23 protein-coding genes are annotated in these 25,217 nt (G+C 45.5%); all 23 read right to left on the bottom strand.

All coding sequences use genetic code 11. From position 1 onward, the window contains the following. Positions 1 to 3: 3 nt before the first annotated feature. Positions 4 to 1,800: an LTA synthase family protein gene (locus Tfer_RS09385; RefSeq protein ID WP_052218171.1), complete on the bottom strand. Its 1,797-nt coding sequence runs from the start codon at positions 1,798 to 1,800 to the stop codon at positions 4 to 6. A gap of 6 nt (positions 1,801 to 1,806) precedes the next feature. Continuing rightward, entirely contained in the window at positions 1,807 to 2,562 is a 756-nt protein-coding gene (locus Tfer_RS09380) for a polyprenol monophosphomannose synthase (RefSeq protein ID WP_052218170.1), read from the bottom strand. After that, the gene (locus Tfer_RS09375; protein ID WP_052218169.1) at positions 2,528 to 3,532 is read right to left on the bottom strand and encodes a lysylphosphatidylglycerol synthase transmembrane domain-containing protein; all 1,005 of its coding nucleotides are present in this window, start codon (positions 3,530 to 3,532) and stop codon (positions 2,528 to 2,530) included. The genes Tfer_RS09380 and Tfer_RS09375 overlap by 35 nt, the downstream gene beginning before the upstream one ends. 4 nt (positions 3,533 to 3,536) lie before the next feature. Continuing rightward, the gene (locus Tfer_RS09370; RefSeq protein WP_052218168.1) at positions 3,537 to 4,982 is read right to left on the bottom strand and encodes a hypothetical protein; all 1,446 of its coding nucleotides are present in this window, start codon (positions 4,980 to 4,982) and stop codon (positions 3,537 to 3,539) included. Beyond that, positions 4,979 to 6,463, bottom strand: coding sequence for a hypothetical protein (locus Tfer_RS09365; protein WP_152909020.1), 1,485 nt, complete (start codon positions 6,461 to 6,463; stop codon positions 4,979 to 4,981). Before Tfer_RS09365 ends, Tfer_RS09370 begins: the two co-directional genes overlap by 4 nt. Before the next feature lie 42 nt (positions 6,464 to 6,505). Continuing rightward, a complete protein-coding gene (locus Tfer_RS09360; RefSeq protein WP_052218166.1) occupies positions 6,506 to 7,912 on the bottom strand; it encodes a BMP family ABC transporter substrate-binding protein in 1,407 nt (468 codons plus the stop codon). A gap of 41 nt (positions 7,913 to 7,953) precedes the next feature. Further along, complete coding sequence (locus tag Tfer_RS09355) at positions 7,954 to 10,284, bottom strand: FtsK/SpoIIIE family DNA translocase (RefSeq protein ID WP_052218165.1); 2,331 nt, start codon at positions 10,282 to 10,284, stop codon at positions 7,954 to 7,956. A gap of 144 nt (positions 10,285 to 10,428) precedes the next feature. Beyond that, on the bottom strand, positions 10,429 to 11,208 hold the full coding sequence (locus Tfer_RS09350; protein WP_052218164.1) for an undecaprenyl-diphosphate phosphatase: 780 nt from the start codon (positions 11,206 to 11,208) through the stop codon (positions 10,429 to 10,431). Positions 11,209 to 11,396: 188 nt separating this feature from the next. Next, complete coding sequence (locus Tfer_RS09345; protein WP_052218163.1) at positions 11,397 to 11,621, bottom strand: YlzJ-like family protein; 225 nt, start codon at positions 11,619 to 11,621, stop codon at positions 11,397 to 11,399. Then, on the bottom strand, positions 11,618 to 12,430 hold the full coding sequence (locus Tfer_RS09340; RefSeq protein ID WP_152909019.1) for a ClpP family protease: 813 nt from the start codon (positions 12,428 to 12,430) through the stop codon (positions 11,618 to 11,620). The genes Tfer_RS09345 and Tfer_RS09340 overlap by 4 nt, the downstream gene beginning before the upstream one ends. Positions 12,431 to 12,510: 80 nt before the next feature. Further along, positions 12,511 to 14,175 carry a ribonuclease J gene (locus Tfer_RS09335; RefSeq protein ID WP_013120276.1) on the bottom strand — a complete coding sequence of 555 codons (1,665 nt, stop codon included), beginning with the start codon at positions 14,173 to 14,175 and terminating at the stop codon, positions 12,511 to 12,513. A 319-nt stretch (positions 14,176 to 14,494) separates the two neighbouring features. Continuing rightward, a complete protein-coding gene (gene dapA, locus Tfer_RS09330; RefSeq protein ID WP_052218161.1) occupies positions 14,495 to 15,379 on the bottom strand; it encodes a 4-hydroxy-tetrahydrodipicolinate synthase in 885 nt (294 codons plus the stop codon). A gap of 42 nt (positions 15,380 to 15,421) precedes the next feature. After that, entirely contained in the window at positions 15,422 to 16,642 is a 1,221-nt protein-coding gene (gene dapG, locus Tfer_RS09325) for an aspartate kinase (protein WP_052218160.1), read from the bottom strand. A gap of 12 nt (positions 16,643 to 16,654) precedes the next feature. After that, complete coding sequence (locus tag Tfer_RS09320; RefSeq protein ID WP_052218159.1) at positions 16,655 to 17,665, bottom strand: aspartate-semialdehyde dehydrogenase; 1,011 nt, start codon at positions 17,663 to 17,665, stop codon at positions 16,655 to 16,657. Between the two features lie 67 nt (positions 17,666 to 17,732). After that, positions 17,733 to 18,323, bottom strand: coding sequence for a dipicolinate synthase subunit B (locus Tfer_RS09315; protein ID WP_052218158.1), 591 nt, complete (start codon positions 18,321 to 18,323; stop codon positions 17,733 to 17,735). 14 nt (positions 18,324 to 18,337) lie between these two features. Then, positions 18,338 to 19,258, bottom strand: a complete 921-nt coding sequence (gene dpsA / locus Tfer_RS09310) for a dipicolinate synthase subunit DpsA (protein ID WP_052218157.1) — start codon at positions 19,256 to 19,258, stop codon at positions 18,338 to 18,340. An 84-nt stretch (positions 19,259 to 19,342) separates the two neighbouring features. Continuing rightward, complete coding sequence (dapB, locus tag Tfer_RS09305) at positions 19,343 to 20,146, bottom strand: 4-hydroxy-tetrahydrodipicolinate reductase (RefSeq protein ID WP_152909025.1); 804 nt, start codon at positions 20,144 to 20,146, stop codon at positions 19,343 to 19,345. A 304-nt stretch (positions 20,147 to 20,450) separates the two neighbouring features. Then, a complete protein-coding gene (locus Tfer_RS09300; RefSeq protein WP_041587731.1) occupies positions 20,451 to 20,720 on the bottom strand; it encodes a YlmC/YmxH family sporulation protein in 270 nt (89 codons plus the stop codon). Between the two features lie 15 nt (positions 20,721 to 20,735). After that, a complete protein-coding gene (locus Tfer_RS09295; protein ID WP_013120268.1) occupies positions 20,736 to 21,059 on the bottom strand; it encodes a hypothetical protein in 324 nt (107 codons plus the stop codon). Between the two features lie 52 nt (positions 21,060 to 21,111). Then, on the bottom strand, positions 21,112 to 21,561 hold the full coding sequence (gene dut, locus Tfer_RS09290; protein WP_052218156.1) for a dUTP diphosphatase: 450 nt from the start codon (positions 21,559 to 21,561) through the stop codon (positions 21,112 to 21,114). Between the two features lie 18 nt (positions 21,562 to 21,579). Next, entirely contained in the window at positions 21,580 to 22,824 is a 1,245-nt protein-coding gene (locus Tfer_RS09285) for a M16 family metallopeptidase (RefSeq protein WP_052218155.1), read from the bottom strand. A 117-nt stretch (positions 22,825 to 22,941) separates the two neighbouring features. Continuing rightward, positions 22,942 to 24,060, bottom strand: a complete 1,119-nt coding sequence (locus Tfer_RS09280; RefSeq protein ID WP_052218154.1) for a D-alanyl-D-alanine carboxypeptidase family protein — start codon at positions 24,058 to 24,060, stop codon at positions 22,942 to 22,944. 13 nt (positions 24,061 to 24,073) lie between these two features. Further along, positions 24,074 to 24,796 (bottom strand): polysaccharide deacetylase family protein, encoded by a 723-nt coding sequence (locus Tfer_RS09275; RefSeq protein ID WP_013120264.1) that lies wholly within the window; start codon positions 24,794 to 24,796, stop codon positions 24,074 to 24,076. Positions 24,797 to 25,217: the final 421 nt, after the last annotated feature.

Below are 25,217 nucleotides of genomic sequence, written 5' to 3'. Positions count from 1 at the left end.
GTTTCACCGATTTGAAGGCCTGACACCCTTTTTGTTCAGCAACCGGTCAGTCAGGTTGTACCTGATTAGCAGGTCGGAGATCCGAAGTTCCTGCAGAGCCAACGCAGCTTCAGGAGTTTGAGGTTCTTTCGCTATATTGTGGTAGTTATTAGTTTTATCTATATAAGAACCGTCACGAAACACTACAAACCCCTCCCTGGCATTGACCAGGTCACGCCCCATTGTAAGTAAGTCACCGGGGTTGAGATTCAAAAGGTTAGCCAGTGTGGGAAATATATCTATTTGGCCCCCGGGGGTATTTATTACTCCAGCCTGTTTTCCCCCGGGAACCCGGATAATTAAAGGAACCCGGTTTTTTTCAACCTGCAAAGCCTGTTTCACATCCGGCAGTTTGCCAAATCGGGCCAGTTCGTTTTCAGGCAAAGCAAAATGGTCCCCAAAGATGACTACCAGGGTCTTGTCCAACAGGCCCTGTTCTCGCATTTCAGCCAGAAAAGAACCAATAGCCTGGTCGACATAATGAATGGCATGAAGATAGTTCGCTGCCATTGTCCCTTCATAGGGAGAAAGATTTAATACCTTTAATTTGTCGGGAAAATTATATGGAAAATGGCTTGTCAGGGTAATCAAATAACTGTAAAAAGGCTGTCTGGCTTGCTTGATCTTTTCTACCGATTGATGCAAAAACGATCTGTCGCCCAACCCCAGACCGATTTTTTCGTCTAAAAGGTAACTTTCTCCACTGTAAAAGGTAGCAAAATGAAGTGAAGGATACATGTATTTCCTGTTCCAGTACTCCGGTTCGTTGGCATGCATTACCAGTGTTGAATAACCCATTTCCCGCAAAACCTGGGGTAATGACCGGTAGTCGTTTTTAGTATACAAAAAATATACTGACCCTTTCTGCAGAGGATAAAGAGATACATTGGCCAGAAATTCGGCATCTGAAGTGTTGCCCTGGGCGGTTTGGCTGTAGAAGTTGGGAAAATACAGGCTTTCTTTCATCAGTTTATTGAGATTTGGCGTGATTTCCTGACCGTTGATGTTAAGGTTCAGAACAAAGCTTTGCAGGGCTTCCACCTGCAATACCAACACATTGGCTCCTTTGGCATAACCGGTAAGTCTTCCCTCTGTCATTTTCCTCCCGGCAAACCTTTTCTCAATCATGGCCATGTCGCCTTTTTGCATGGGTTCTTCACCCAACACCACTCCATCCAAGTAATTGCTGATATCCGCGAAATGGTAATAAAGCAAGCCGGCCCGATTGATTACCTGCAATCTGTTATTGGCATCAAACTTATTCCCGGAGAAAAAAATGACTGAATAACCGATTGACATCACGGCAACAGCCGCTACAGTCCTCATACAGATATCTCGGCAGGATTTATTATCAGCACCTGTGGAAATTAGGCCAAAAAACGGCAAAAAAATCGCTAAGTCAAGAAATAACAACAAATCAGAAAACTTTATGAGACCTATCACTGAACTCAGCACCGGCCCCACCAAACCTATCTGAACCAACACCGGCGCTGAAATTATATCGCCGTAGTAACGGTAATAAAGAATATCAGCAAACAATACAACAGAGATAATCAAATCAAAAACAATTAATACCCACAACCGCTTCCCCGAATTTAAGGCAATGCTGGGGGCGGTTAACATCAATAAAGTTCCCAGGGAAATTGTCCAGGGTATGTCCACGTAAGAACCTGTAACCCAATTCAAGTACAAAAACTTCGCCGTCAGGCTAAGAGCGGTTACCAAATAGGGAACAATATGTACAGAAAACTGTTTCATCATCCGAATTTATTTCCCCCTTGCCTGAACCGGCGATTCCGGCAAAGTCTTCCGAAAGGACTGTTTGTGCAAGACACGCAGTTTTAACACCATGCAAAAAGCCTCAAGCACAATTTTTCTGGATATTTTAGAGGTTCCTTCCCGGCGGTCCGGAAAAATAATCGGAATTTCTTTGATGCGGAATTTGTTTTGGTGGCAAGCATAAAGCATTTCCACCTGGAAGCCGAAACCTTCAGAAGTAATGGTATTCAGGTCAATTTGTTCCAGAACCTGCCGCCTGTAACAACGAAACCCGCCTGTGCAGTCGCGGTACGGCAAACCCAGGACAAGCCTCGCAAACAAACTGCCACCCTTGCTCAGGAGTCGCCGCGGCCAGCCCCAGTTTTCCACCCCGCCACCCGGAATATAACGCGACCCCAAAACCACGTCATGTTCCTTTATCTCTCGCAGAAAATCCTTGATATACTTTGGCTGGTGTGAAAAATCGGCATCCATTTCCAGAATGCATTCGATATCAGACCGGCTCAAAGCGTAACGAAACCCCGCAATGTAGGCGGTACCCAGCCCCATCTTGCCCGGGCGATGTATGACATGGACCCGTTCATTTTCCCTGGCCAGGGCCCGGACAATTTCGCCGGTGCCGTCAGGAGAACCGTCGTCTACGACCAGTACTTCCAACTCCCCGTTAACCTTCATCAATTCGCCGATTAGTTTTGCTATGTTCTCTTTTTCATTGTAAGTCGGTATCACAACCAGCGCCTTCACCGGTAACCCCTCCCCTTTTGCATGTCCTGCCCGTTTTCAGGTAAACAGCAAACCCCAGCACTAACAGGCTCCAGTAGTTGATTATCCTATCCAGTATAGCCGCCGTAACTGCCACACCCTCAGGTTGTCCAAAGAACAAAAGTACGCCCACCTTGGTGGCTTCCACGAGGCCCAGACCCGCAGGGGTAACAGGCAGCGCCGTCATCAGCGCCGACACCAACGCTATAAACACCACTGTAACGGTGGGTATGCCCAGGCCCATAGCTCGGCAGACAAAGAAAAAACTCATCCCTTCTAACAACCAAATGCCAACGGTGAACAGGGCTACCGGGCCATGGTCTTGCAAAGAATCCACAGCTCCCGTATGAAACTTGCTGTACAATTCGGCAAACTTAACCGGCAGCAACCTTGCCACCCGTTGACCGAAACGTTTTAAACCAAAGGTAAGGATTATCAAAATTAATATCACGATAAAGCCTGTTTCCATAACAAGCATCAGCTTGCCAGGAATACGGCCCTGAAAACTCGCAATCCCGGTAGCGCCGATGAGCAGGTACAAAATAAACAGGTCATAAACCCTTTCCACGAAAATAACGCCTATGGTTTTCGGTAAAGACAAGCAGTACCGTACTTTAACCAGGTATCCTCTGTACAAATCTCCGATCTTGGCAGGTACCAAACAATTAGCAAACCAGGATATAAGTATAATATTCAATAAGTCCGGCGTTTTGGTTGCAAGGCCGTTATTTTTCAACATCAACCGAAACCGCAATGCCCTTAAGGGAAATGCGGTATAATACACCAGAAAAGCTGTTGCATACCAGCCAGGTTGCGTGTTTTTCAGGGCCGACCATACCCTGTCAGGCTCCATCCTGGTGACCATGAGGTAAATAAGTGCAAAAGCCAAGCCAAATGATGCCAGGGTGCGCCAGGAAAAAAACTTTTCCCGCAGGTTAATACCTACTTCCAAAACCTCATCTCCCTTGCGCAAATAGATTTGCTACCGGGTCATGATAAATAAGCCGCCAATCCTCTTTATCCTTCAGCAGGGTATTGAGTGGAACATCAGGCGGAACGAGAATATAATCCGGGTCGTAATCCATAAGTGTTTCATAGGCTCCCTGGCGGGCCTCAATTATTTTCACGTAATCGGGTAAAACCCTGTCCACGAAAATATCGGTCCGGCCGTCAACAAAGGGCCGGTTTTCCGGAAAACACTTCCATAGTATGTATCCGCCCCAGTTATAGTCGTTAAAAATTCGGCCATTTAACTGATGTTGGATGATAAATTCCACCGCCCCGACAGGATATTCCAGCGGGTCGCCATAATCTTCGATGGAGGCAAAAACAGGCCAATTAAGAATACCCACCACCAGCAATACAGCCACCAGGACCCAGTTTAAAGCGGCAAATTTCACCGTCTTCAGTCCCTCGAAAGGCCATATTTCAGAAGCATGCTCTACCCCTATAGGAAAACAAGCCAAAGCAAAGAGGGCCATGTTGCGCCCGCCGAACATGGTCAACGCCGTAAAAGCAAGCAGGTAAACTCCGTCGTTTACAGAAATTTTCTTCGAGGATAACAGCAGACTGAAAATGACCCCTGCCAACAGCAGAGCAAACACCTGAAAACGGATATGGTGAAAATTGGGGGCCATCCATTCCTCGATATTTTCCACTATCATTTTTGCGTCAACGGTAGTAAAAGGATAGAGCCATATATGGTAAGTATTGGGGTTTAGCAAAGTGGCTAGCACTACTGTCCCCAATACAAACAAAAACTTTTTTCTTTTTCCGGCAGGCCATTTTTTCCCTCGATACCTGCCTAAATGGAAGTCTACCAGGTGGGCCACCAGGTGAAAACCCATGAGAATTATTCCGATGATGTAGGAACCGTGGGAATTAACCCAGAGCAGCATTAGTAACGGCAAGAATATCAGGTAATCCTGCCCTTTTTCATATTGGTATAGAATAAACAGATAGGCGGTAAAAAACAGGTACCCGAACATATGTGGCCTGAAGGTCCAAAAATTCGAAAGGATAACGGCGATGAAAAGGACGGCAATAACACTCCAGGTAAGGTTGCCCTTTGTTCGCCGGTAACACACATGGAAAGCCATCGTTGAAATTAGACCGAGCACAATTATATTTATTACGACCAGCCCGTGATAACCGCCGGCTTTATATAGAAAAGCATAAATAACCTCGGCCAGCCATTCGTGGGCTATCCATTCATGTCCCATATTGGAAAAAGTATACCTGTCCTCACGGGGTACTTGGCCCGTGTCGATGATATCTAACCCTGTTTTTAAATGCCACCAAACGTCGGGGTCGGCAATAGGTTTGGCATGCCCAACGATAAACATTATCAGCAAGGCAATAAGGGCCACATGCTGTATCTGCAACTTTTTAATCCAGCTCATGTCCCATGTCTCCCCTTTACAACCGGGGTGTAGATTACGGCCGTTTCATCGGCATATACCTTTTGCCAGTGACGATATTTGCTTAAATAGGCATCCAGCGAAGTTCCTTCCCTGATGATGATGGCATCGGGATAGTATTTTTGCAGTAATTGCGGAGTTTGGGGCAGCAAATTAGCGATTTTCAGATAATCGGGAAATACCTTTGCCGCATATAAATCTGTTCGTCCATCGATCATAACGCGAACATCAGGATAAAGAGTCCAGAGAATATACCCACCCCAGTTGTAATCATTCAAAACTTTCCCATAGAGGCGGTGTTGTTTCATGTAGTTGACAGCGCCAACAGGCAAAACCCGCGCTTCAACATGTTTTTCCAAAGGTACTTCCGGCGGCCACACCAGGAATGCTGCAATTAACGTCCCTACGACCAAAACTCCGTTTAACAAATGTTTTACAGCCGAAACTCCGTTAAAAATATGTTCATGTTTATATAGCGAATTTTTCGGCAGCAAAGCGGCCAGATAGTAACCAAACACAGGCCCGGCGCCGTAAACAAAAAGAGCAATGTGGCGAACGGCATACAGGCTCATAAGGAAAAATGTACCCACCAACAGGAGGTCTACCGCCCTGTGTTTCCTTTGCCCCAGGCCCATGAGCGCGAAACCCGCCAGAACGTAACCCAGATAAACCATGAAATATGGTTCATGAAAATCAGGCGAAGCCCATTCATTTATCTGGTTTACAATAAAATCACTATTTACTGTTTGTAACGGATAGAACAGCATGTGGTACGAATTGGGGTTAATAAGGGTAGCTAAAAACGACATTAATAAAACAGCCAGAAGTTTTCTTTTTTGGGCCGGTGTCCATAATCTATTAACAAGGGTAGGCAATTGAATCGCAAAAATCCCGCTAATCAGGTACAAGCCTATAATTACCGGCCCCATGATAAAAGAACCGTGCAGGTTAACCCAGGCGATAATAAGCAAAGGCAATATCCAAAGGTAATCCCTGTTCCGGTAAAAACATTCCATAACATAAAGAAAGATAACAAATAACAGGTGCAGGAACATGTGAGGTCGAAAACCCCAGAAGAAATAGGTAAAAAAGGCCCCTGCCAGCATGAGCAAAGCCGAAAGGATAGAGTTTTTTCCCGTTCTCAACTGCAGCAATTGATAATAAAAATAATAAGTTAAAGCCAGCAACAATAAATTCAGTACAAATAATCCCCGAAAATTACCCAGGCTGTACGCGAGGTAGTAAATAACCTCCGCCAGCCACTCATGAGCTATCCAGGGTTTGTCGGACATGGTATAAGAAAAAACATCCGCATGGGGAACTGTTTTGGTCTGCCAGATATACTCTCCAGCCTTCAGGTGCCACCAGAAATCCGTATCATTGACAGGCTGCCCATTGACCATAACAAATAGCAGGAAGATGACAGCAAATATAACATGTTGTAATTCCACCCTTTTGCCCATGCCAATCCTCCGATGATTTTCTCCTTTGGTATATTTGGCCACTTATCGATAAATACCTGCCTCCGTTCCTCCACCGGTCTGATTGTCGGTGGAAGGTTGGCTTGCTTCCCCTGTTAACCCTCCGGACTGGTTTGGAGTGCCGGTCTGACTCTGGCCGGGAGTACTGGTCTGACTCTGGTTGGGAGTAACGGGCTGTTTCTGACCCGTTGGAAGAGCGCCACCTCCGGCAGGCTGACCGCTATTGCTGCCGTTACCACCGTTCCTTTCCGGTTTTGTTTTTTGGTTCCTACCCGTTCCCGAATTTGCCTTTGTCCTGCTTTGACCATTGCCGCTTGAACCGAGGCCCGGCTGCCCCTGGACAGGCGGCAATTTCTGCGGTGCAGCGCCCGGCTCTGGTAATTTTAACTGTAAATCGCCGGCCACGACTATTTTTTCCAAATTAATACTGCCTTTAGCCAACCCAGCCTTGACAAGGTTAATCTTACCGGCTACTTCCGGTGGCACCGCGGAACTGTTTACGTAATCCATCCCCTGGTTATTCATTCCGTAAATTACCACACCTGGTTTCAGTTTTTGGGCATATGCCGCTTTCACAATGCTGTAAACAGCGTAATCTACCCTCTTAGCCGTAACGCCGTAACTGTTCCAGGGGGCTGCTTCCGCCTGTTTGGCATCGTTGCCGATAACAAATTTTCTGGCTTCTTTGGCAGCCGTGTAAACCCCGTTACCGGTCTGCCCTGCCACCTGGAATATTATATCAGCTCCATTACTGTATTGGAGATAAGCAAGCTGCTTACCTTTTTCGGGATTTACCAGGGCATCGGCAAAAACCCCGGCGTAGGAAACGTATGCTTTGACACTTTTACCTTCGGAGCTATTTATATACTGTATTCCTTTCAGAAACCCTGCCTGATACCTGGTTTCTTCTTCATCCATCTGGGAACCGCCGATAAAACCCACACGATTTGTTTTGGTCAGACTCGCTGCGGCAGCACCGGCCAGGAAACCGCCATGCTCTTCATTGAAGATAACGCTGGTTACATTAGGTTGGTTTACCACATCATCTATTATTACAAAGCGGATATCTTTGAACTGTTCGGCCACCTGGTTTAAAGACTTGGCCATCTGCGGTCCTACCGCAATTACCAGATCGTACTCGTTTTCAGCAAAATAACGCAAGGACTCCACATCATCAACCAAATCGCCCTGGTTCAGCACCTTATATTCAATACCCAGTTCTTCCTCAGCTTTTTTCATACCGGCTGCGGCACTACTTCCAGGCCACTGGCCTCCCCTGCCGGGCATACCCAATACAACGCCTACTTTGAAGCTTTTCGGGGTTCCCTTGCTTCCCAGCGATGCAGGCATTTTTTCACCGTTTCTGACACAACCGGTAATTAAAATCGCCAGTAAAGTGAAAACTAATACAGTGCAAATCTTTTTTCCCATTATAAACCTCCACATCTTTACTTTGTCAGGGAACCGGTGAATTATGACTTTTTGTTTTCCAACATGCGTTGAAACTGCTCCATAGTAATCAGGATATTTCGGGGCTTGGACCCTTCATAACCACCGACAATGCCCCGTTCTTCCATCATGTCGATCAACCTTGCCGCCCTGGCATAACCTATTCTCAGACGTCTCTGCAGCATGGAAATAGAAGCCTGTCCACTTTCCAGCAGTACTTTTACGGCATCAATAAAAAGTTCATCCTCCTCCATATTAGGTGCACTGCCGCTGGTATCGCTCTGGATAACACCTTCGGCAAACTCCGGCTGTCCCTGTTTCTTCAGGTAATCAACCAGGGCTTCCACTTCTTTGTCTGATAAGTAAGCTCCCTGTACTCTGACAGGCTTCGGTGCCCCAACAGGGAAAAACAGCATGTCCCCCTTACCCAGGAGCTTCTCGGCACCGCTCATATCAAGGATAGTCCGGGAATCCGTCGAAGAAGAAACAGCGAAAGCGATACGGGAAGGAATATTGGCTTTAATTAGGCCCGTAATAACGTCAACCGACGGGCGCTGGGTGGCCACAACCAGGTGGATGCCCGCAGCCCTGGCCATCTGGGCCAGCCGACAGATAGCGTCTTCCACATCGGCCGGAGCCACCATCATTAAATCTGCCAGCTCGTCTATGACTACTACAATAAAAGGTAACGGCTCCTTTTCTCCTTCATAACCTTCACCCTGAATCAGGTTATTATATCTCTTTATATCTTTTACTCCAGCTTGAGCAAATTTTTCATACCTCTTCTCCATCTCTCTGACCACCCAGCGGAGCGAACCGGCAGCTTTCTTTGCTTCTGTAACCACCGGCGCAATCAGGTGGGGAATCCCGTTATATGTAGTTAGTTCAACCATTTTAGGGTCGATCATAATCAGCTTGACTTCGTTAGGTTTGGCCTTATACAAAATACTGGCAATTAAAGTATTCATACAAACGCTTTTTCCTGACCCGGTAGCGCCCGCAATCAGGAGGTGCGGCATGCTGGCCAGGTCGCCTATAATAGTGTTGCCGGCTATATCCTTACCCAATGCAACAGTAAGTTTGGAAGAGGAATTCATAAATTCAGGGCTTTCAAAAAGCTCCCGTACATGGACCATGGATATTTCTTTGTTGGGCACTTCAATCCCTACCGCCGCTTTGCCTGGTATCGGCGCCTCTATACGGACATCAGAAGCAGCCATACTCAGGGCGATATCATCAGCTAAGCTGACAATTCTGCTTACTTTCACGCCCGGCGCTGGCTGCAGTTCGTACCTGGTAATAGCCGGTCCCCTGGAAACCTGTGTAACCCGGGCCTTGACTCCAAAGTTGGCCAACGTTTCTTCCAGAATTCTGACATTGTCGGTAATATCCTTACTCATCCTTGTACTTTTTAGTTTTACATTTTTGGTCAATAGGCTTAGAGGAGGTAGGTTATACCCGTCTTCGCCGCCTCCCCCCACCTTTAGCTCAGGTGTTTCCAGTTCAGCATTTACCTTGTTTTTCCCTTTCCCTCTTTTTTCAATAATGGCGTCAATCCGCGCCAGTTCGCTGCCGCTTTCCGCCAGTTTTTCAATTGGCTCGGAATAAATATTAACCTGTGGTTCATCACCGTCATCTGCATAGTCAGCAAACTTAATTTCCCTGCCCTGTCCGGAAACGCCGTCTTCGTATTGGAGCACTCCGTTATCCAGAAATAAAGGCGCCTTTTTCTTGTTCGCAAAAATAGGCAGTTGCGGCTCGCCGACCGGTGATTGGTCGGGTACTTCCACCTCTTCCTCTTCAGTAAAAATAAAATCAGCAATGCCTTCCTTAAGCCGCTGCATAAACGCCAGCACATTGGCCGTAAAACGTTTAAAAAGGGTAATTGCCGATATATTGGTAATCAGGATCACATTAATAATAAACAAGGTAATTAATACTATATATGTACCGGTTTTACCAAACAGGTTAATGAACACGGCACTGAAAGCGCCTCCGATAATACCGCCGCCGCGCCCTTCCCAACCGGCCTGAAAAAGGCTTTTTTCTTCCGACTGGATATGTATGAATGTCAATACCATGGCCAGCAGCGCAGCAGCGCCCAGTAACTGGTGGCTAAACTTTGTCTTTCTTCTTTCTTTGATTAGTTTAAAGCCATAAAAGGCAACTATAAAAGGAAATATGTACTTGCCTTCACCGGCCAACCGCTGTAGCGCCATATCAACAAACTCACCCACGGCTCCGGTCGTTTTGGAAAACAGACTTACCAGGCAAAGAACAGAAAAAGCCAGAAAAGAAATACCCATTATTTCGAATTTTATTTCCTCGTTTACAGCTACCTTATTTTTGGCCATTTTCTCACCTTCCCCAAATATATGTTCTACGTTTTTCGGTAAATTCCTTTGTTAAATTTCAGGCCTTAGGTCCGCCGGCCTCAGTTCTTCATCAACAAAGAAACCCTTGCAAAGCAAGGGCCGGAAATAAAATTAATGATATTTTTACAAAATACCTGTTAGTTGCAAGATAATCACCAAAATGCCCAGAGCCCATACATAGTAAGAAAAAACCTTCAAGGTTCCCTGCCGTAAGATACGAAGCATAATTCTAATCGCAAAGTATCCGGCTACTGCCGAGACAACAGTGCCCACTATAAGCGGTATGGTCCCCACTCCTACCGTTCCGGCTTGGATAACATCTTTGCCGTCAACAAGAGCAGCGCCCAATATGGCAGGAATGGAAATCAGAAAAGAAAACCGGGCAGCTGTATCCCTATCTATTCCCCTAAATAATGCCCCGGCTATGGTAAGCCCGGACCTGGAAATTGCCGGAAGAATAGCCACACCTTGCATAAATCCGACAAAAGCTGCATCTGCATATGTAATTTGGTCAACCCCTTTATTTCTTTGGCGAATAGATTCTGCCCACCAGAGGATTACCCCTGTGGCAATAAATTCAACACCCAGTGTACTGCCGGAAGCAAATATTTTTTCGAAAAAATCTTTCAAGCCCAGTCCCATAATGCCTGTCGGGATTGTGCCTGTAATAATTAGGGCGGTCAACCGCTGCCAAGGTTTTTTCAGTAAAGCCAGGATGTCCTGCCAGAAGACGGCAAATACCGCTACAAGAGTTCCTAAATGAACAAAGACGTCAAAGGTAAGTACCCCTTTAGATAACCCAAAGAATCTCTGAAATAAAACCAAATGCCCGGAACTGCTGATGGGCAGGAATTCGGTTAACCCCTGAATCAATCCGAGAATAGCAGCCTGTAAAACTGTCATGCTTACATCTCCTTATAGACAAATTATTATTCTGTGCAAACAATGTTATTATAACACAGTTTTAAATCAATTTCATCAATGGTTTTTCCGGAGGGTACTGTCAGGATTAATTTGGTGAGAAGGAGCAGAGGATTCCTCCGCTCCCTGCCAATGTCAACAATGAGGACTTCAAGAGAAGAAACAGCGGCTCATGATTTGAGTACAGGGGTAAAGGTTAATTCGCTGCCTGGCTGAAATTCGGTTTTTAGGTAATCCTGTGGGTCGGTGCTTAGTACGCGTACTACCCTGCACTGGTCCATAGCTATTGGTTCAACAAGCAATTTAGTTCCCTGCACCTCAATCTCCTGATATTTATATTGTTCATTATCTTGTTTAAATATATCCTGGGCCGGCCAGGGCATATAAATTATCATTGCAGAGGCCTCCCCTGGTTATTACGACGCGCTTCAATTAATTCCCTCAGCTTATTCATGGCCTGGGAGACCCCGCCAACTTCATCTATTAATCCCACGTCCACGGCGTCTTTACCAATTAATACAGCGCCGATATCTCTGGCTAATTCCCCTGTTCTGAACATCAGTTCCCGCAGCTTGGTTTCCGATATTTTCGAATGCTTGATGATAAAATTTACCACCCGGTCCTGCATCTTATCAAGGTATTCATAAGTCTGAGGTACCCCTATGACCAAACCTGTCAATCGTATTGGATGCACGGTCATACCCGCCGTTTCGGCGATAAAGGAATAATTTGTGGCTACGGCTATAGGTACTCCTATACTGTGCCCACCCCCCAGCACAAGAGAAACGGTAGGTTTTGACATGCTGGTAATCATTTCCGCTATAGCCAGTCCGGCCTCCACATCTCCACCGATAGTGTTCAAGACAACAAGCACGCCTTCTATTTCGGGGTTTTCCTCCAAAGCAACCAATTGAGGGATAATATGTTCATACTTCGTTGCTTTGTTTTGCGGCGGCAATACCAGATGCCCTTCTACCTGCCCAACGATGGGCAGCACATGAATATTGCTTTTCATCTGCGGTACATTTATTTGCCCCAGTTCCTTGATGGCGTTAATGTCATTTCCCTTGACAGTCCCTGCCATCGTTTTTCTCGTTCTTGGCGGAGACTGGGGAGAAGTATTCGGCAAAGTTTCCGGAGAAACAGAGGGTTCATCGGGGATAGTTGTACTTTCACTGTTTGTTTCCCAGTCATGATTAGACATGCAATCACGCTCCCGCATTAATTGTCCTTTTTAGTATGCTTAAACCCCCAAAAAAAATACGCAGCACAAAGCTGCGTATTTTACACTTCCATGATGATGGGCAAAATCATCGGTCTTCTTCTGGTTTTCTCGTACAGATATTTACCGATGGCATCCCGCACGTTGGACTTAATGGATGCCCACTCGGTAATCCCTTTCTCCTCGCATTTTTCCAGCGCCAGTTTTACTTTTTCCTTGGCTTCTTCCATGAGCTTTTCGGATTCCCTTACATAAACAAAGCCCCTGGATACAATATCCGGGCCGGCAACTACTCCCCCCGTTTCTTTCTCAATGGTCACAACGACAATTAATATACCGTCCTGTGACAGTTGTTTCCGGTCACGTAACACTATATTTCCTACATCCCCCACCCCGAGACCGTCTACAAGCACTTTACCGGCAGTAACCCTACCGCTTATCCGGCCGCGATGCCTGGAAAATTCCAAAACATGTCCATTTTCCGCGACAAAAACGTTTGAACTGGGAATACCCATATCCACGGCCAACTGCGCATGTTTTATCAGATGCCTGTATTCTCCATGCACTGGGACAAAAAATTTGGGTTTTACCAGGTTGATCATCATTTTTAATTCTTCCTGACTGGGGTGTCCGGAAACATGAATGCCGGAAAAAGATTCGTATATTACATTGGCGCCTTGTTTAAAAAGGTGGTCTATGGTTCGGGCAACAAGTTTTTCATTTCCCGGAATCGGTGTGGCTGAGATTATTACTGTATCTCCCGGTATAATTTCTACCTGCCGATGGTCATTTAATGCCATCCTGGTCAGGGCAGACATGGGTTCACCCTGACTGCCGGTCGTAAGGATAGTTACCTGGTTGCTTGGCAAACGATTGATCTCATCTAAATCAACTAAAATATCTTCGGGGAATTTAATATAACCTAATTCACTGGCTATACTGACCACGTTCAGCATACTTCTGCCGACTATGGCTACTTTCCGCCCGTATTTATAAGCCGTGGAAATGGCTTGCTGCAACCTGTGGACATTAGATGCAAAGGTGGCAATAATTATACGGTCTTTTGCCATCCTGAAGGTTTCGTCAAAGGTAGCGCCTACTACTCTCTCTGACATAGTATAACCCGGTCTTTCCACATTCGTACTGTCGGATAGCAGTACGAGTACACCTTTTTGTCCCAGCTCGGCAATCCTGTGAAAATCCGTTACATCGCCGTCTACCGGTGTTTGATCCAGTTTAAAGTCTCCAGTATGTAAAACCGTTCCAACCGGAGTGTGGATTGCAATAGCCACTGCATCGGGAATACTGTGGCTAACTCTTATAAATTCAACTTTAAACGGCCCGATATCGACAACGTCACGCGGTTTAACCGTTACAAGAGTAACGCAGTTAGACATATTGTTTTCCTTCAGTTTTCCCTGTAAAAGTCCCAATGTTAACTTGGTACCGTATACGGGAACGTCTAAATCCTTCAGAATATAGGGTAACGCCCCGATATGATCCTCGTGTCCATGAGTTAGAACTATTCCCCGAACAATATCCTTATTCTCAAGCAAGTAGGTAATATCAGGAATTACAACGTCAATCCCTAACATTTCCTCTTCCGGAAACATTAAACCTGAATCAATGACCAAAATATTTTCCCCGTACTTCACCACCATCATGTTTTTACCAATTTCACCTAAACCACCTAGTGGTATCAAATTTAATTTCAATTCTTTGGCCATCTCTACACCTCCTGTTCGCAAACATCAAACAAAAAACATGAGAAAACCAGGAGAAGCAGAGGAAAATATCCGGTTGTCAACCCGTTCTGGATTCAGATTTTAATAATAACAGCCGACCATAAACACCTGTTAATATTATAATTGATTTCCTAATTACTAACAAGGTAATTTTACTTAACATTCCCGCCAAGACTATCAAATATTATAACCTTGTCCCGGTATTTTAATACAAAGACAGCACAGGCTTAATGAACAAAAGCATCCATTGCATCAAAGCATAATTTCCTAAATAAAAAAGCGCACTGTTGTACGCTTTTTTTTACTTCAATATACCCTTCTGTAGCAGCGTTTTTCTGATGACCTCGCTTTCAGCAGGACCCGCAGGTCCCAGTGGCGGCCGAAGTTCGCCGGCGGCAAAGCCCAACATATTCATGGCTGCCTTTACCGGTATAGGACTGGTGGTGATAAACATGGCTCTGAATACCGGTAATAAATCGAGGTGAATACTTTTGGCTTTTTCTACATCTCCTCTTTGAAAAGCGGCAATCATCTCATTCATTTCCTTTCCGACAACATGAGCTGCTACACTTACCACACCGCAACATCCCACAGCCAGAAGAGGAAGCGTCAACCCGTCATCGCCGCTATAAATCATGAAATTGTCAGGGGTCTTCCGCCTTATTTCACCTACTTGGTCCAAACTACCGCTGGCCTCTTTTAAAGCAACTATATTATCTATCTTAGCAAGTTTGGCTGCCGTATCGGGAAGCAGGTTGCAGCCAGTCCTCCCGGGAACATTATATAACATCACCGGAAGACTTGTATTCGCAGCAATGGTTTTAAAGTGGTTATACAGACAATCTTGCGGGGGCTTATTATAATAAGGGGTCACCAGCATAACCCCGTGAACACCTATGGATTCGGCTTCTTTGGTCAGTTTAACGGAATCAGCAGTAACATTAGATCCTGTTCCGGCGATTACTGTAACCCTGTCTCCTACTTCCTCCATAACTACTTCAAAAAGTCGCAGCTTTTCTTCCTTAGTCAAGGTCGGCGATTCTCCCGTTGTGCCGGCGACAACAATGCCATCGGAACCGTTATCTGCCAGGTACCGGGCAATTTTTCTGACCTCTCCGAAGTTCACAGCCAGATCCTTGTCAAAAGGCGTAATCATGGCTGTCATAACCCGTCCGAATGTCTCCAAAATCTTTCACCTTCCTACTTTTTTAAAATACACCACTGTTATTTATTCGTTTAACTTAAATTTTTTGTGCAACGCCCGGATCGCTCTTTCCATATCTGCCTGTTTTACCAGACACCAGATGGTAGAATGAGAGTCAGCAGTTTGCAAAATCTTAATTTTTTCTTCTGCTAATGCCTCCACTATGCGGGCCATTACTCCCGGAACCCCGGCCATGCCTGCCCCGACAGCCGATACCTTGGCGCAACCGGGAACTGCCTCCACGGCAAACCCCATGTTCTGCAGAATCTCTATAGCCTTGGCGCTGACCTGGTCCTTTACGGTAAAAATAACCTCTTCCGGGTAAACATTAATAAAATCAACACTTATACCGGCCAAAGCCATAGCCTTGAATATCTTCAGGTGAGCATCCTCAATTTCCGGGTAATTAGCCGTAATAATTTTCAGTTGGGTTACGTTGGGAATATGAGCAATGCCTGTTATAACCTTGTCTTTTTGTATTTCAATGGGGCCGTTTTCGCTTTGGGCAGTAACTAAGGTACCGGGCGCATCGGAAAAAGTACATTTCACCCTTAAGGGAATATTTTTTTGCATAGCGATTTCCACTGCCCGTGGGTGAATTACTTTGGCCCCCTCATGAGCAAGCTGGACAATTTCATTATAGGTAACTACATTGAGAGTCTTGGCATCATCCACTATGCGTGGATCAGCTGTCATAATACCGTCCACATCGGTATAAATATCAACAGCTTCCGCATTTAAAGCGACTCCCAAAGCAGCGGCAGTGGTGTCACTTCCGCCCCGGCCTAGAGTTGTGACATCCCCGTCCTTCGTCACTCCTTGAAAACCTGCTACAATAACTATAGTATCCTGGTGGGCATACTTGTGGATCAAAGCCGGGTTTATCTCCTGGATATGAGCGTCGGTAAAACAGTCGTCAGTAATTATGCCTGCCTGGGACCCGGTCAGAAATACGGCATTATACCCCTTGGCCCTTAAGGTGGCAACCATAGCCACTCCGGAAATGATTTCACCGCAGGACATCAGTGTATCCAATTCCCGGGGAGGAATATCCGGGGAAATGTTTTCCACAAATTCAAGTAGGGTATCTGTTGCGTAGGGGTCTCCCTGCCGGCCAATTGCCGAAACAACTACCACCGGACTATAACCTTCGTTTTTAGCACGGATTATTTTTTGCGCCACCATTTCGCGCAGCTCACTGTTTGCCAGAGATGTGCCACCAAATTTCTGGACCAGGTATTTCAAGTCATTCACCTCTTACAGGCAGTTATATTTGATTAACAATTCAGCTATCTGGACAGCGTTTGTTGCAGCCCCTTTCCTCAACTGGTCTGCTACAACCCACATGTTTAAGCCGTTTTCTATAGAATTGTCTTCTCTTATCCGCCCGACAAACACCTCGTCGCGGTCAGAAGTAAACAGTGGCATGGGATATTTTTTTTCCCGGGGGTCATCCAATACGATTATGCCAGGAGCAGAAGCCAGTACTTTTTTAGCTTCTTCGGCAGTAATTTTTCGTTCGGTTTCTATATTGACAGATTCAGAGTGGCTGCGGTAAACAGGAACCCGTACCGTGGTTGCAGTTACTTGAATAGAATCGTCATGCATGATCTTTTTGGTTTCGTTAACCATTTTCCATTCTTCTTTTGTATAATCCATATCAGCAAACACATCAATATGGGGAATCAGATTAAAGGCAATTTGGTACGGAAAAACCTTCGGGACAACTTCCTTACCTTCTGCCAACTCTTTTACCTGTTCAGTAAGTTCATCGATGGCTTCTTTACCGGCGCCCGACACAGCCTGGTAAGTAGATACGACAACCCGTTTGATTTTGGCTGCGTCATGAATGGGCTTTAAGGCAACAACCATTTGAATGGTTGAACAGTTCGGGTTGGCAATTATCCCCTGATGGTTTTTCACATCTTCAGGGTTTACTTCCGGAACTACCAAAGGCACTTTCGGGTCCATTCTGAAGGCGCTGCTGTTATCAACAACCACAGCTCCTCGGTTGGCGGCTTCAATAGCAAACTCTTTGCTTGCCGACCCGCCCGCAAACAGGGCGATATCAACGCCGTCAAAAGCCTGGGCCGTAGTAGCTTCAACAGTATAAGTATTTCCGCCAAAAGGTATCTGTTTTCCGGCTGACCTCTGAGTAGCCAGAGGTTTCAGGCTTTTTACCGGAAAATTGCGTTCGGCCAGGATTTTAAGAAGTTCTTGTCCTACTGCGCCAGTGGCGCCTACAACTGCTACGTTAAATTTTTTCATAACTTCCCCTCCGTCTTTTTGCAAGATCTATTTTAAGGCTAACACCCGCACCACAAGCTTTTACATTTTAATCCAGGTAATCTATGAGAACAGGTTGATATTGTTTACCCTTCAGCGCCTCCAGGGTTGTGTCCAGCAACAAATCCATATGCGCAACCAAAGAATTCTCCTTCGCCTTCGGATTATCCTGCCCGAAAGGTACCATATAAATGTTTTTCATATTTAACAAAAGTCCAATATTTTTGGCATTCATACCCAATCCGTCATTGGTTGCTATAGCCAGTACGACGGGCCGCTGGTTACGTAAATGGGCCTTTATGGCCATAAGTACCGGGCCGTCGGTAATGCCATTAGCCAGTTTAGCCAGGGTATTACCTGTACAGGGAGCTACTACGAGGACATCAAGAAGTCTTTGGGGACCTATAGGTTCAGCATCGGTTATAGAATTTATTGGTTCTTTTTGGCATGTTTTTCTGAGGAATTCTTTCCAGTGCTCAGCCGTTCCAAATCTAGTGTCATCTTCGGCTACCGTTTTGGAAATGATGGGAACAACCGTGGCTCCTTCTTTTATAAAAACATCAACCTGTGCCAGTGCTTCTTTTAAGGTGCAGTGAGAACCTGTGACAGCAAAACCAATCCTTTTATCTTTCAGACGCATATTAGCACCTCCGACTAATTTCCAGAGCCGTTACAGGCCTTTGTAGCAGTCAGCATTTCTTGCCTGATGAGATCCGGTATAACCTTAGCCAAAATAAGCCCTGCGGTTTTTGGCGCTACCTTTCCCGGTAATCCTGGCGCAAGGATTGCTTTGATACCCAGTTCTTCAGCGGCGCTAAAATCGGTCCCGCCAGGTGCAGAAGCCAGGTCAATAATCAGTAGGCCAGGTTTGGCACATTCCAAAACATCTCTACCCAAAACCATCGCCGGAACTGTGTTATATACTACATCTGCTACTGCAAGGCACTCACCAAGCTGGAGGCACGTCAGGGGTTCAAATCCCATTTCATAAGCTCTGGCCCGGTCAGAAGCTTTCCGTGCCACTACACTTACTTTTGCCCCCATAGCTGCAAGTACACGGGCCAACGTCATGCCGGTCCTGCCGAAACCTAAAACTACAGAACGGCTGCCGTGGATGGTAATCGGCAATTCCTCCATGGCCATCTGAATTGCTCCTTCCGCAGAAGGAATGGAATTTAGAATGGCCACCTCATCCATGTCTGCCAGTTCAATCAGTTTTAAGTTTCGATATTGCGCCAATTCCTTAAGTCGTGGCTTTGCCACACCTACAAATATAACGGTTTCCGGCGATATGCCGGACATCACATTCTCATCGAGAACCAGCGGTACAGGCGAATAAAGAGCTCTGACCCTTCCGTTTTCGTCAATCCCCGGCATGGGTAAAATGATAAACCTTACATCCCGGACAGCCTCGTGCAAACTTTCGCAGTTCTGAATCATAGAGTGTTGTCCGAATTGTGGTAAGCCGATAACCCTCACAATGGCCCCAAGTTTCAGCAATTCGGGAACAAGATACAATTCCCTGTCATCCCCGCCGATTACAGCTATGGGTATCCCTTTAAGCTCTGAACACATGCAGTAGACGACCTCCTTCGTACGACCAACTACTTTCAATATATGAATCATACGATGGGGAGGTGCTTGTCTGAAAGACTACGGTTATTCTGTTATTAAATTTTCCAGGCCGTAAATCACTCCTTTCATATCCATTACTTTTCTAATGGAAAGAATAACTCCAGGCATAAAAGATTCCCTGTTTAATGAATCATGCCTTATAGTCAGGGTTTGTCCTAACCCACCGAAAATAACTTCCTGGTGGGCTATTAAGCCCGGGAGCCGAATGCTGTGAATCCTCATACCTTCAAATTCTCCGCCCCGGACTCCGCTTATTTTTTCATATTCGTTGATATGACCTTGCCGGAAAACAGCTCTGTTCTGCTGGATTAGTTCTGCCGTTTTTAAAGCTGTCCCTGAGGGTGCATCCAGTTTCTGGTCGTGATGAAGTTCAATTATCTCCACATGAGGCAGATATCGTGCAGCCTGGGCAGCAAATTTCATCATTAATACAGCGCCTATGGCAAAATTAGGGGCAATGAGTACGCCTAACCCCTGTGCTTCCGCTATTTTTTTGATTTCCTCAAGCTGTTCAGGTAAAATTCCCGTTGTACCAACTACTAAATTTACCTTGTTCTCCAAAACAGTTTTCATATTTTTATATACAGTATCGGGTCCGGTGAAATCCACTACTACGTCTACATCTGTTTCCTGTAACAGTTTATTAAGGTTGCGGACTACCAGTACTCCGGTAGGTTCCAATCCTACTAACGGGCCAATATCAAAACCATTGTTACGTATGTCTATGGCACCGACCAATTCCATGTCCGGTTCCTTGTGAATAGCTACTACAACCTCCCGGCCCATCCGACCGCAAGCTCCGTTTACAACCACCTTTATTTTGTTGATAAAAACCAACCCCTTTATGGTCTGAAACTTTAATGCCTCATAATACCTTAAATTTTATTTTCTTATAAATGGCTGAATATGTCAAGTTATGGCCGATTGGTATAATGTATACTCAAGTTTTCGCGCCCGATCCGGCTCTAAAAAGGCAGTCCTTTCATAAAGATAAAAGGATAGGTATTTAACACCTATCCCTCATCCTGTTGACAAAGGCAGTTCTGAAAAATTTTCTCTTCAATCCTAGGGACAGGCGTTTAACCTATCCCTGTACCTGTAATACATTGGGACTGCCTTTTTAGAAAGCTTCCTACCCTAAATAGCTCGATAAATTCGGCACTGTGCTGTCCAGGTCTACAATAATAACCTCTTGGCCTATCTTTCTCACTGCTTCCCAGGGAATAATAATGTTCTGCTTATCAACCCAGAAACTGATCAGGTTATTTTTCTGCGGCAGGATGATTGACTGAATTAACCCCGTCCGGGGGTCAATGATCAAGTCAGCTTCGCCGATGACTCCCAATCTGGAGCCGTCGTTTATATTTATTATTTCTTTACCTTCCAAATCACTAAGCCTCATATTAACACCCCATAATTATTTAAATAACAAACTCCAGATTCTCTGGATAAAGGGCTGTATCAAGGCCAACATTAACGAGGTGCCGGCTACCGGTTCAAATCTTATACTGTATAATTCCACCGTGGAAGGCAGCTCCAGTCCAAGAAAAGTCGCCAACAGTATCAATGACAAGTATATTCCACCGGCTGTGGCGATTAGATTACCGATAGCTTCTGAAAGCATGGAAGCCTTGCTGTTTCCGAGAATCTCACCGATACCTGTTTGTGACTGTGCCCTGATCTTAACCCGTTGATAAACCGATAACCCTATCAGGCCGAATATAACAGCCAGTTGAATCAAATAGGACACCCCCCACTAAATAATATGTGAGGGGTGGTAATTTATGACGTTATTATTTTCCTGTGTGTCCAAAACCTCCGGCATTTCTTTCCGTTTCAGTCAGTACTTCCGCTTCCGTTATATGAGCCTTCACTATTTCATTAATGACCATTTGGGCAACCCGGTCGCCACGGTTGATGGTAAAAGGCCGGTTACCGAAATTAATCATAATGAGCCCTATCTCCCCCCGATAATCAGCATCGATAGTTCCGGGAGTATTTACAAAAGAAATGCCGTATTTTAAGGCTAAACCGCTTCGCGGTCTGATCTGCGCCTCATAACCGGGCGGTAATTCAATAGCAATGCCCGTAGGGATAAGCCTTATTTCCCCTGGTTCAAGTACCAGAGTTTCCTCAACAGCCGCATATAAGTCCATTCCCGCTGAACCCTCTGTCATATACCTGGGCAGGGGCAGGTCCCGGGCATGCTCCAGTCTTTTTATCGCCAGCCTTATTTCTTTCATAATTTCCTCCGCAAAAAACTAAAGTACAATATCAATTTTATGGTCCATGGGGCCAATAGACGTCAATACCATTTTATCCGAGGCAAAAAGCTGTTCAGCCAGTAACTGGACATCTTTTATCCCGACACGGTTGATTTTTTCCACGGCTTCCTCAGGGGTAATAATACGACCGAGGCACAACTCCGATTTTCCTATCCTGCTCATCCTGTTGCTAACGTTTTCCAGGCCCAGGTACAGACTTCCCTTCAGTTGTTCTTTGGCCCGAAAAACTTCTTCTTCCGTTACCTTACCTGCTTTAATCTGTTTAAGTTCTCTGGAAATCAGTTCCACTACCGGCCCAATGTTTTTCAGACTCAGTCCAGTGTAAATGGAAAACAGACCAGCGTCTTTGTAGGAATTATGATAAGAATAAACAGAATAAGCCAATCCTCGTTCTTCTCTGATTTCCTGGAACAGCCGGGAACTAATCCCTCCGCCCAGAATACTGTTCAGCACGTAGAGGGAATATATCTGTTCGTGGTCCAATGGCAGTCCGGGGACGCCAATACACAGGTGAACCTGCTCCGTGTCTTTTTTCTTCGTGGCTACCTGGTATACAGGGACCGGCTTTGCATAATTACGGGCCGTGCTCTTTCCTTCCATCCGGTCAAATAAAGGAGTAATGAGTTCCATTACCCTGTCATGTTTCACGTTACCTGCCACAGCTATGACCAATTGATCCGGGGTATAAAAGGTTTTTAAAAAGGAAATTATATCTGCCCGGTTTATCTTTTCCACCACTTCCCTGGTACCTATTATTGACCTGCCAAGGGGGTGGTTGTTCCAAAGCGTGCTGGCAAAAAGGTCGTGGATCAACTCATCGGGAGCATCTTCATACATATTGATTTCTTCAATAATAACATTCCTTTCCTTATCTATTTCCTGAGGGTCATAAAGAGAATTAAAAAACATATCTGCCAGCAGATTCAGTGATTTGGGAAAATGCTCGTCCAGGGTCTTGGCATAATAGCAGGTATACTCTTTGGCAGTGAAAGCGTTTAACTGGCCGCCTATTGCGTCAAGTTCCTCAGCTATTTGTTTGGCAGACCTGTTCTTGGTCCCTTTAAACATCATGTGCTCGATGAAATGAGCAATGCCACTGTTTTCATCTGTTTCATCACGGGAACCGACGCCAACCCACAGTCCTATGGAAACTGAACGCACATGAGGTATTTCTTCTGTAACAACTCTGATACCGTTCGGCAATTGTTCTTTAATATACATTAAAAAATCCTCCTTAGGTAAGGTGGAAAAAGACTTTTTAAAATACCTAAATTACATTCGCGAAAGCAAGCGAAATTCCTTTAATTTTTTTTTAAAATGTCGAAACTATGGCCGACTTCAGCCAATAATCTTCTGTATCCATGAAAGCACCCGGTTTTTCAGTGAATTTTCCGGTACTTCATTTAAGGCAACCAGTTCTACCCTGCCAACCCTTTGTCTGTCAATGTTTACTTCCATCCAGCCCAAAGTCTGTCCGGCTTTCACAGGGGCTTGCGGTTTCCGTTCAAGAACCAGCCGCTTTTCTAAACTGCCTGGCCGGTCCTTAGGTACAAGTACGCCCAGGTCAGATTTAAAAGCCAGTTGCACTTTGGGATATAAACCGTTTTGCACATCGGCATAACCAAAATATTCACCGGCAACAGCAACCTGCTGGTAATAATAATTATTGAACCCATATTCAAAAAGTTGTATAGAATCACCGTAACGGTCACCGCTTTTTAAAACGACAGCAATCAACTTACGACAATCTTTGCTGGCAGACGATACAAGGCACTGTCCGGCCGCCTTGGTGGTGCCGGTTTTGATACCGTCAGCCCATATATATCTCCATAATAACTTATTTGTATTCTTCAAATGTCTGTTCCAACTCTGCCCATACCAATCTATCTCTTTTTCTTTCTGGGCTACTATTTCGGCAAAACGCTGATTCTGCATAGCATATCTGGCAATGAGAGCCAAATCATAAGCCGTAGAATAATGGTTTTTAGCTGGTAGGCCATGAGGATTAATAAAATTTGAGTTCCATGCCCCCAACATTTTGGCTTTTAAATTCATAAGCTGGCTGAACATCTCAATGCTGCCGCCTATATGTTCTGCAATGGCTGCACATGCATCATTGCCTGATTTCATTAAAGCTCCCTGAATTAATTCATCCAGGGTTAATTTTTCGCCTGCCGAGAGGTAGATACTTGACTCTCCCACGGCGGCCGCCCTGGGGCTCACTACCACTGTTTCTGCAGGGTTTCCCATATCCAAAGCGAGAATGCCGGTCAGAATTTTTGTTGTACTGGCAGGCGGCCTTCTTTTATGAGCATTTTTGGCATATAATACCTGACCGGTATTGGCATCCATTAGTACGGCAGCATCGGCCGAAACAGCCGGTTGCCAGGCCAGGCAGGTATTCGCTTTTAACAAAAATATTGTGAAAAAAATGATCCCTGCGCGAAACCTTTTCATATTACCTCCACATTTACTTTATACCAATAATTTCTGAAACCGTTACAAATTTATATCCCTCGTCCGATAACCGCCGAATTATTTCAGGCAAAGCTTTTACAGTAGGGGCTGTTGGATGCATTAAAACTATAGCCCCATTATGGCTTTTTCTCATGACGCGGTCTACAATGACTTGAGGAGCCGGCCGCTGCCAGTCGATAGTATCAATACTCCAGAGAATAGTTTTGTAGCCAATGCTTCCGGCAGCCTCCAGCACCATGTCGTTATATTCCCCATATGGCGGAGCAAACAGGTTCGTTTTTTTCCCTGTCAGTTGATAAATTATCTTTTCGGTTTTTTTTATTTCATCGATATTCTGCTTTTTTGACAGATAAGTGGGGTGAGGATGTGAATAACCATGGTTTCCCATTTCGTGCCCCTGCTCCGCTATTTGCCTGGTCAGCTCAGGAAACTTTTCGGCCCACTGCCCGCCCATGTTAAAGGTAATGTGCACTTTGTTCTTTTCCAGTATTTTTAACATTTCCGGTACAAATTCTTCTCCCCAGACCACGTTGCAGGTCAGAGCAATCTGTTTTTTACCGTTATCACCCTGATAAATAGGCTTGAACTGAGTTGATACAGTAGACAGAAAATTATACTGCACAAACTTATATAACAGCGTTAAGGCCAGGAACAATCCCACTACCCAGGCCAATTTCCGCACTATCCTGGAATACTCGAAAAAGTATACCTTCATAATTTTCCTCCTCGTCGTCCCTTTTTATCTAAATTAATTCTTATGCCTCCGGCAGTCAGGTTAGTACATAAACCTTTCAAGAAATGGAGGGCACATTATTCTTCCGCTCACGGACGAAATCGTCCTCCGGCAGCCGCTCCCACTGCGTGGGTCGCGGGCCGGAGGACGATTTAAGTCCCCGCTCCAGAATAATGTGCCCTGCTGGGAAGTTTAAATTATTCCTCCGTTCCAATTCCCATGCCAGTCAATTGGAGGGGTGGGCAGGGTTCTCCGGCTACCGTTTGGGAGCGACTGCGCCCGCAAAACCGCAGCCGGGCAGGCAGGAAGTTCCCGCATGTTTGCAGATGGCGAAGGCCGCCGGGAAGTCCGGCGCTCAACGCAGATTGCGTGTCCGGACGGGAGGCGGCCTGACTTATTAGAA

Origin of the sequence: Thermincola ferriacetica, assembly GCF_001263415.1 — a bacterium.
Taxonomy (GTDB): domain Bacteria; phylum Bacillota; class Thermincolia; order Thermincolales; family Thermincolaceae; genus Thermincola; species Thermincola ferriacetica.
This window is presented reverse-complemented; position numbering and strand designations above follow the sequence as displayed.

Coding starts and splice junctions, on each gene's coding strand:
- Tfer_RS09285 (WP_052218155.1), bottom strand. CDS start 22,824: ATGTATATTAAAGAACAATTGCCGAACGGTATCAGAGTTGTTACAGAA.
- Tfer_RS09360 (WP_052218166.1), bottom strand. CDS start 7,912: ATGGGAAAAAAGATTTGCACTGTATTAGTTTTCACTTTACTGGCGATT.
- Tfer_RS09275 (WP_013120264.1), bottom strand. CDS start 24,796: ATGAAGGTATACTTTTTCGAGTATTCCAGGATAGTGCGGAAATTGGCC.
- Tfer_RS09335 (WP_013120276.1), bottom strand. CDS start 14,175: ATGGCCAAAGAATTGAAATTAAATTTGATACCACTAGGTGGTTTAGGT.
- Tfer_RS09315 (WP_052218158.1), bottom strand. CDS start 18,323: ATGCGTCTGAAAGATAAAAGGATTGGTTTTGCTGTCACAGGTTCTCAC.
- Tfer_RS09340 (WP_152909019.1), bottom strand. CDS start 12,430: ATGTCTAATCATGACTGGGAAACAAACAGTGAAAGTACAACTATCCCC.
- Tfer_RS09320 (WP_052218159.1), bottom strand. CDS start 17,665: ATGAAAAAATTTAACGTAGCAGTTGTAGGCGCCACTGGCGCAGTAGGA.
- Tfer_RS09365 (WP_152909020.1), bottom strand. CDS start 6,463: ATGGGCAAAAGGGTGGAATTACAACATGTTATATTTGCTGTCATCTTC.
- Tfer_RS09385 (WP_052218171.1), bottom strand. CDS start 1,800: ATGATGAAACAGTTTTCTGTACATATTGTTCCCTATTTGGTAACCGCT.
- dpsA (WP_052218157.1), bottom strand. CDS start 19,258: ATGTGTTCAGAGCTTAAAGGGATACCCATAGCTGTAATCGGCGGGGAT.
- dut (WP_052218156.1), bottom strand. CDS start 21,561: ATGAAAGAAATAAGGCTGGCGATAAAAAGACTGGAGCATGCCCGGGAC.
- Tfer_RS09280 (WP_052218154.1), bottom strand. CDS start 24,060: ATGAAAAGGTTTCGCGCAGGGATCATTTTTTTCACAATATTTTTGTTA.
- Tfer_RS09300 (WP_041587731.1), bottom strand. CDS start 20,720: ATGAGGCTTAGTGATTTGGAAGGTAAAGAAATAATAAATATAAACGAC.
- Tfer_RS09355 (WP_052218165.1), bottom strand. CDS start 10,284: ATGGCCAAAAATAAGGTAGCTGTAAACGAGGAAATAAAATTCGAAATA.
- Tfer_RS09345 (WP_052218163.1), bottom strand. CDS start 11,621: ATGATAATTTATATGCCCTGGCCGGCCCAGGATATATTTAAACAAGAT.
- Tfer_RS09350 (WP_052218164.1), bottom strand. CDS start 11,208: ATGACAGTTTTACAGGCTGCTATTCTCGGATTGATTCAGGGGTTAACC.
- Tfer_RS09370 (WP_052218168.1), bottom strand. CDS start 4,982: ATGAGCTGGATTAAAAAGTTGCAGATACAGCATGTGGCCCTTATTGCC.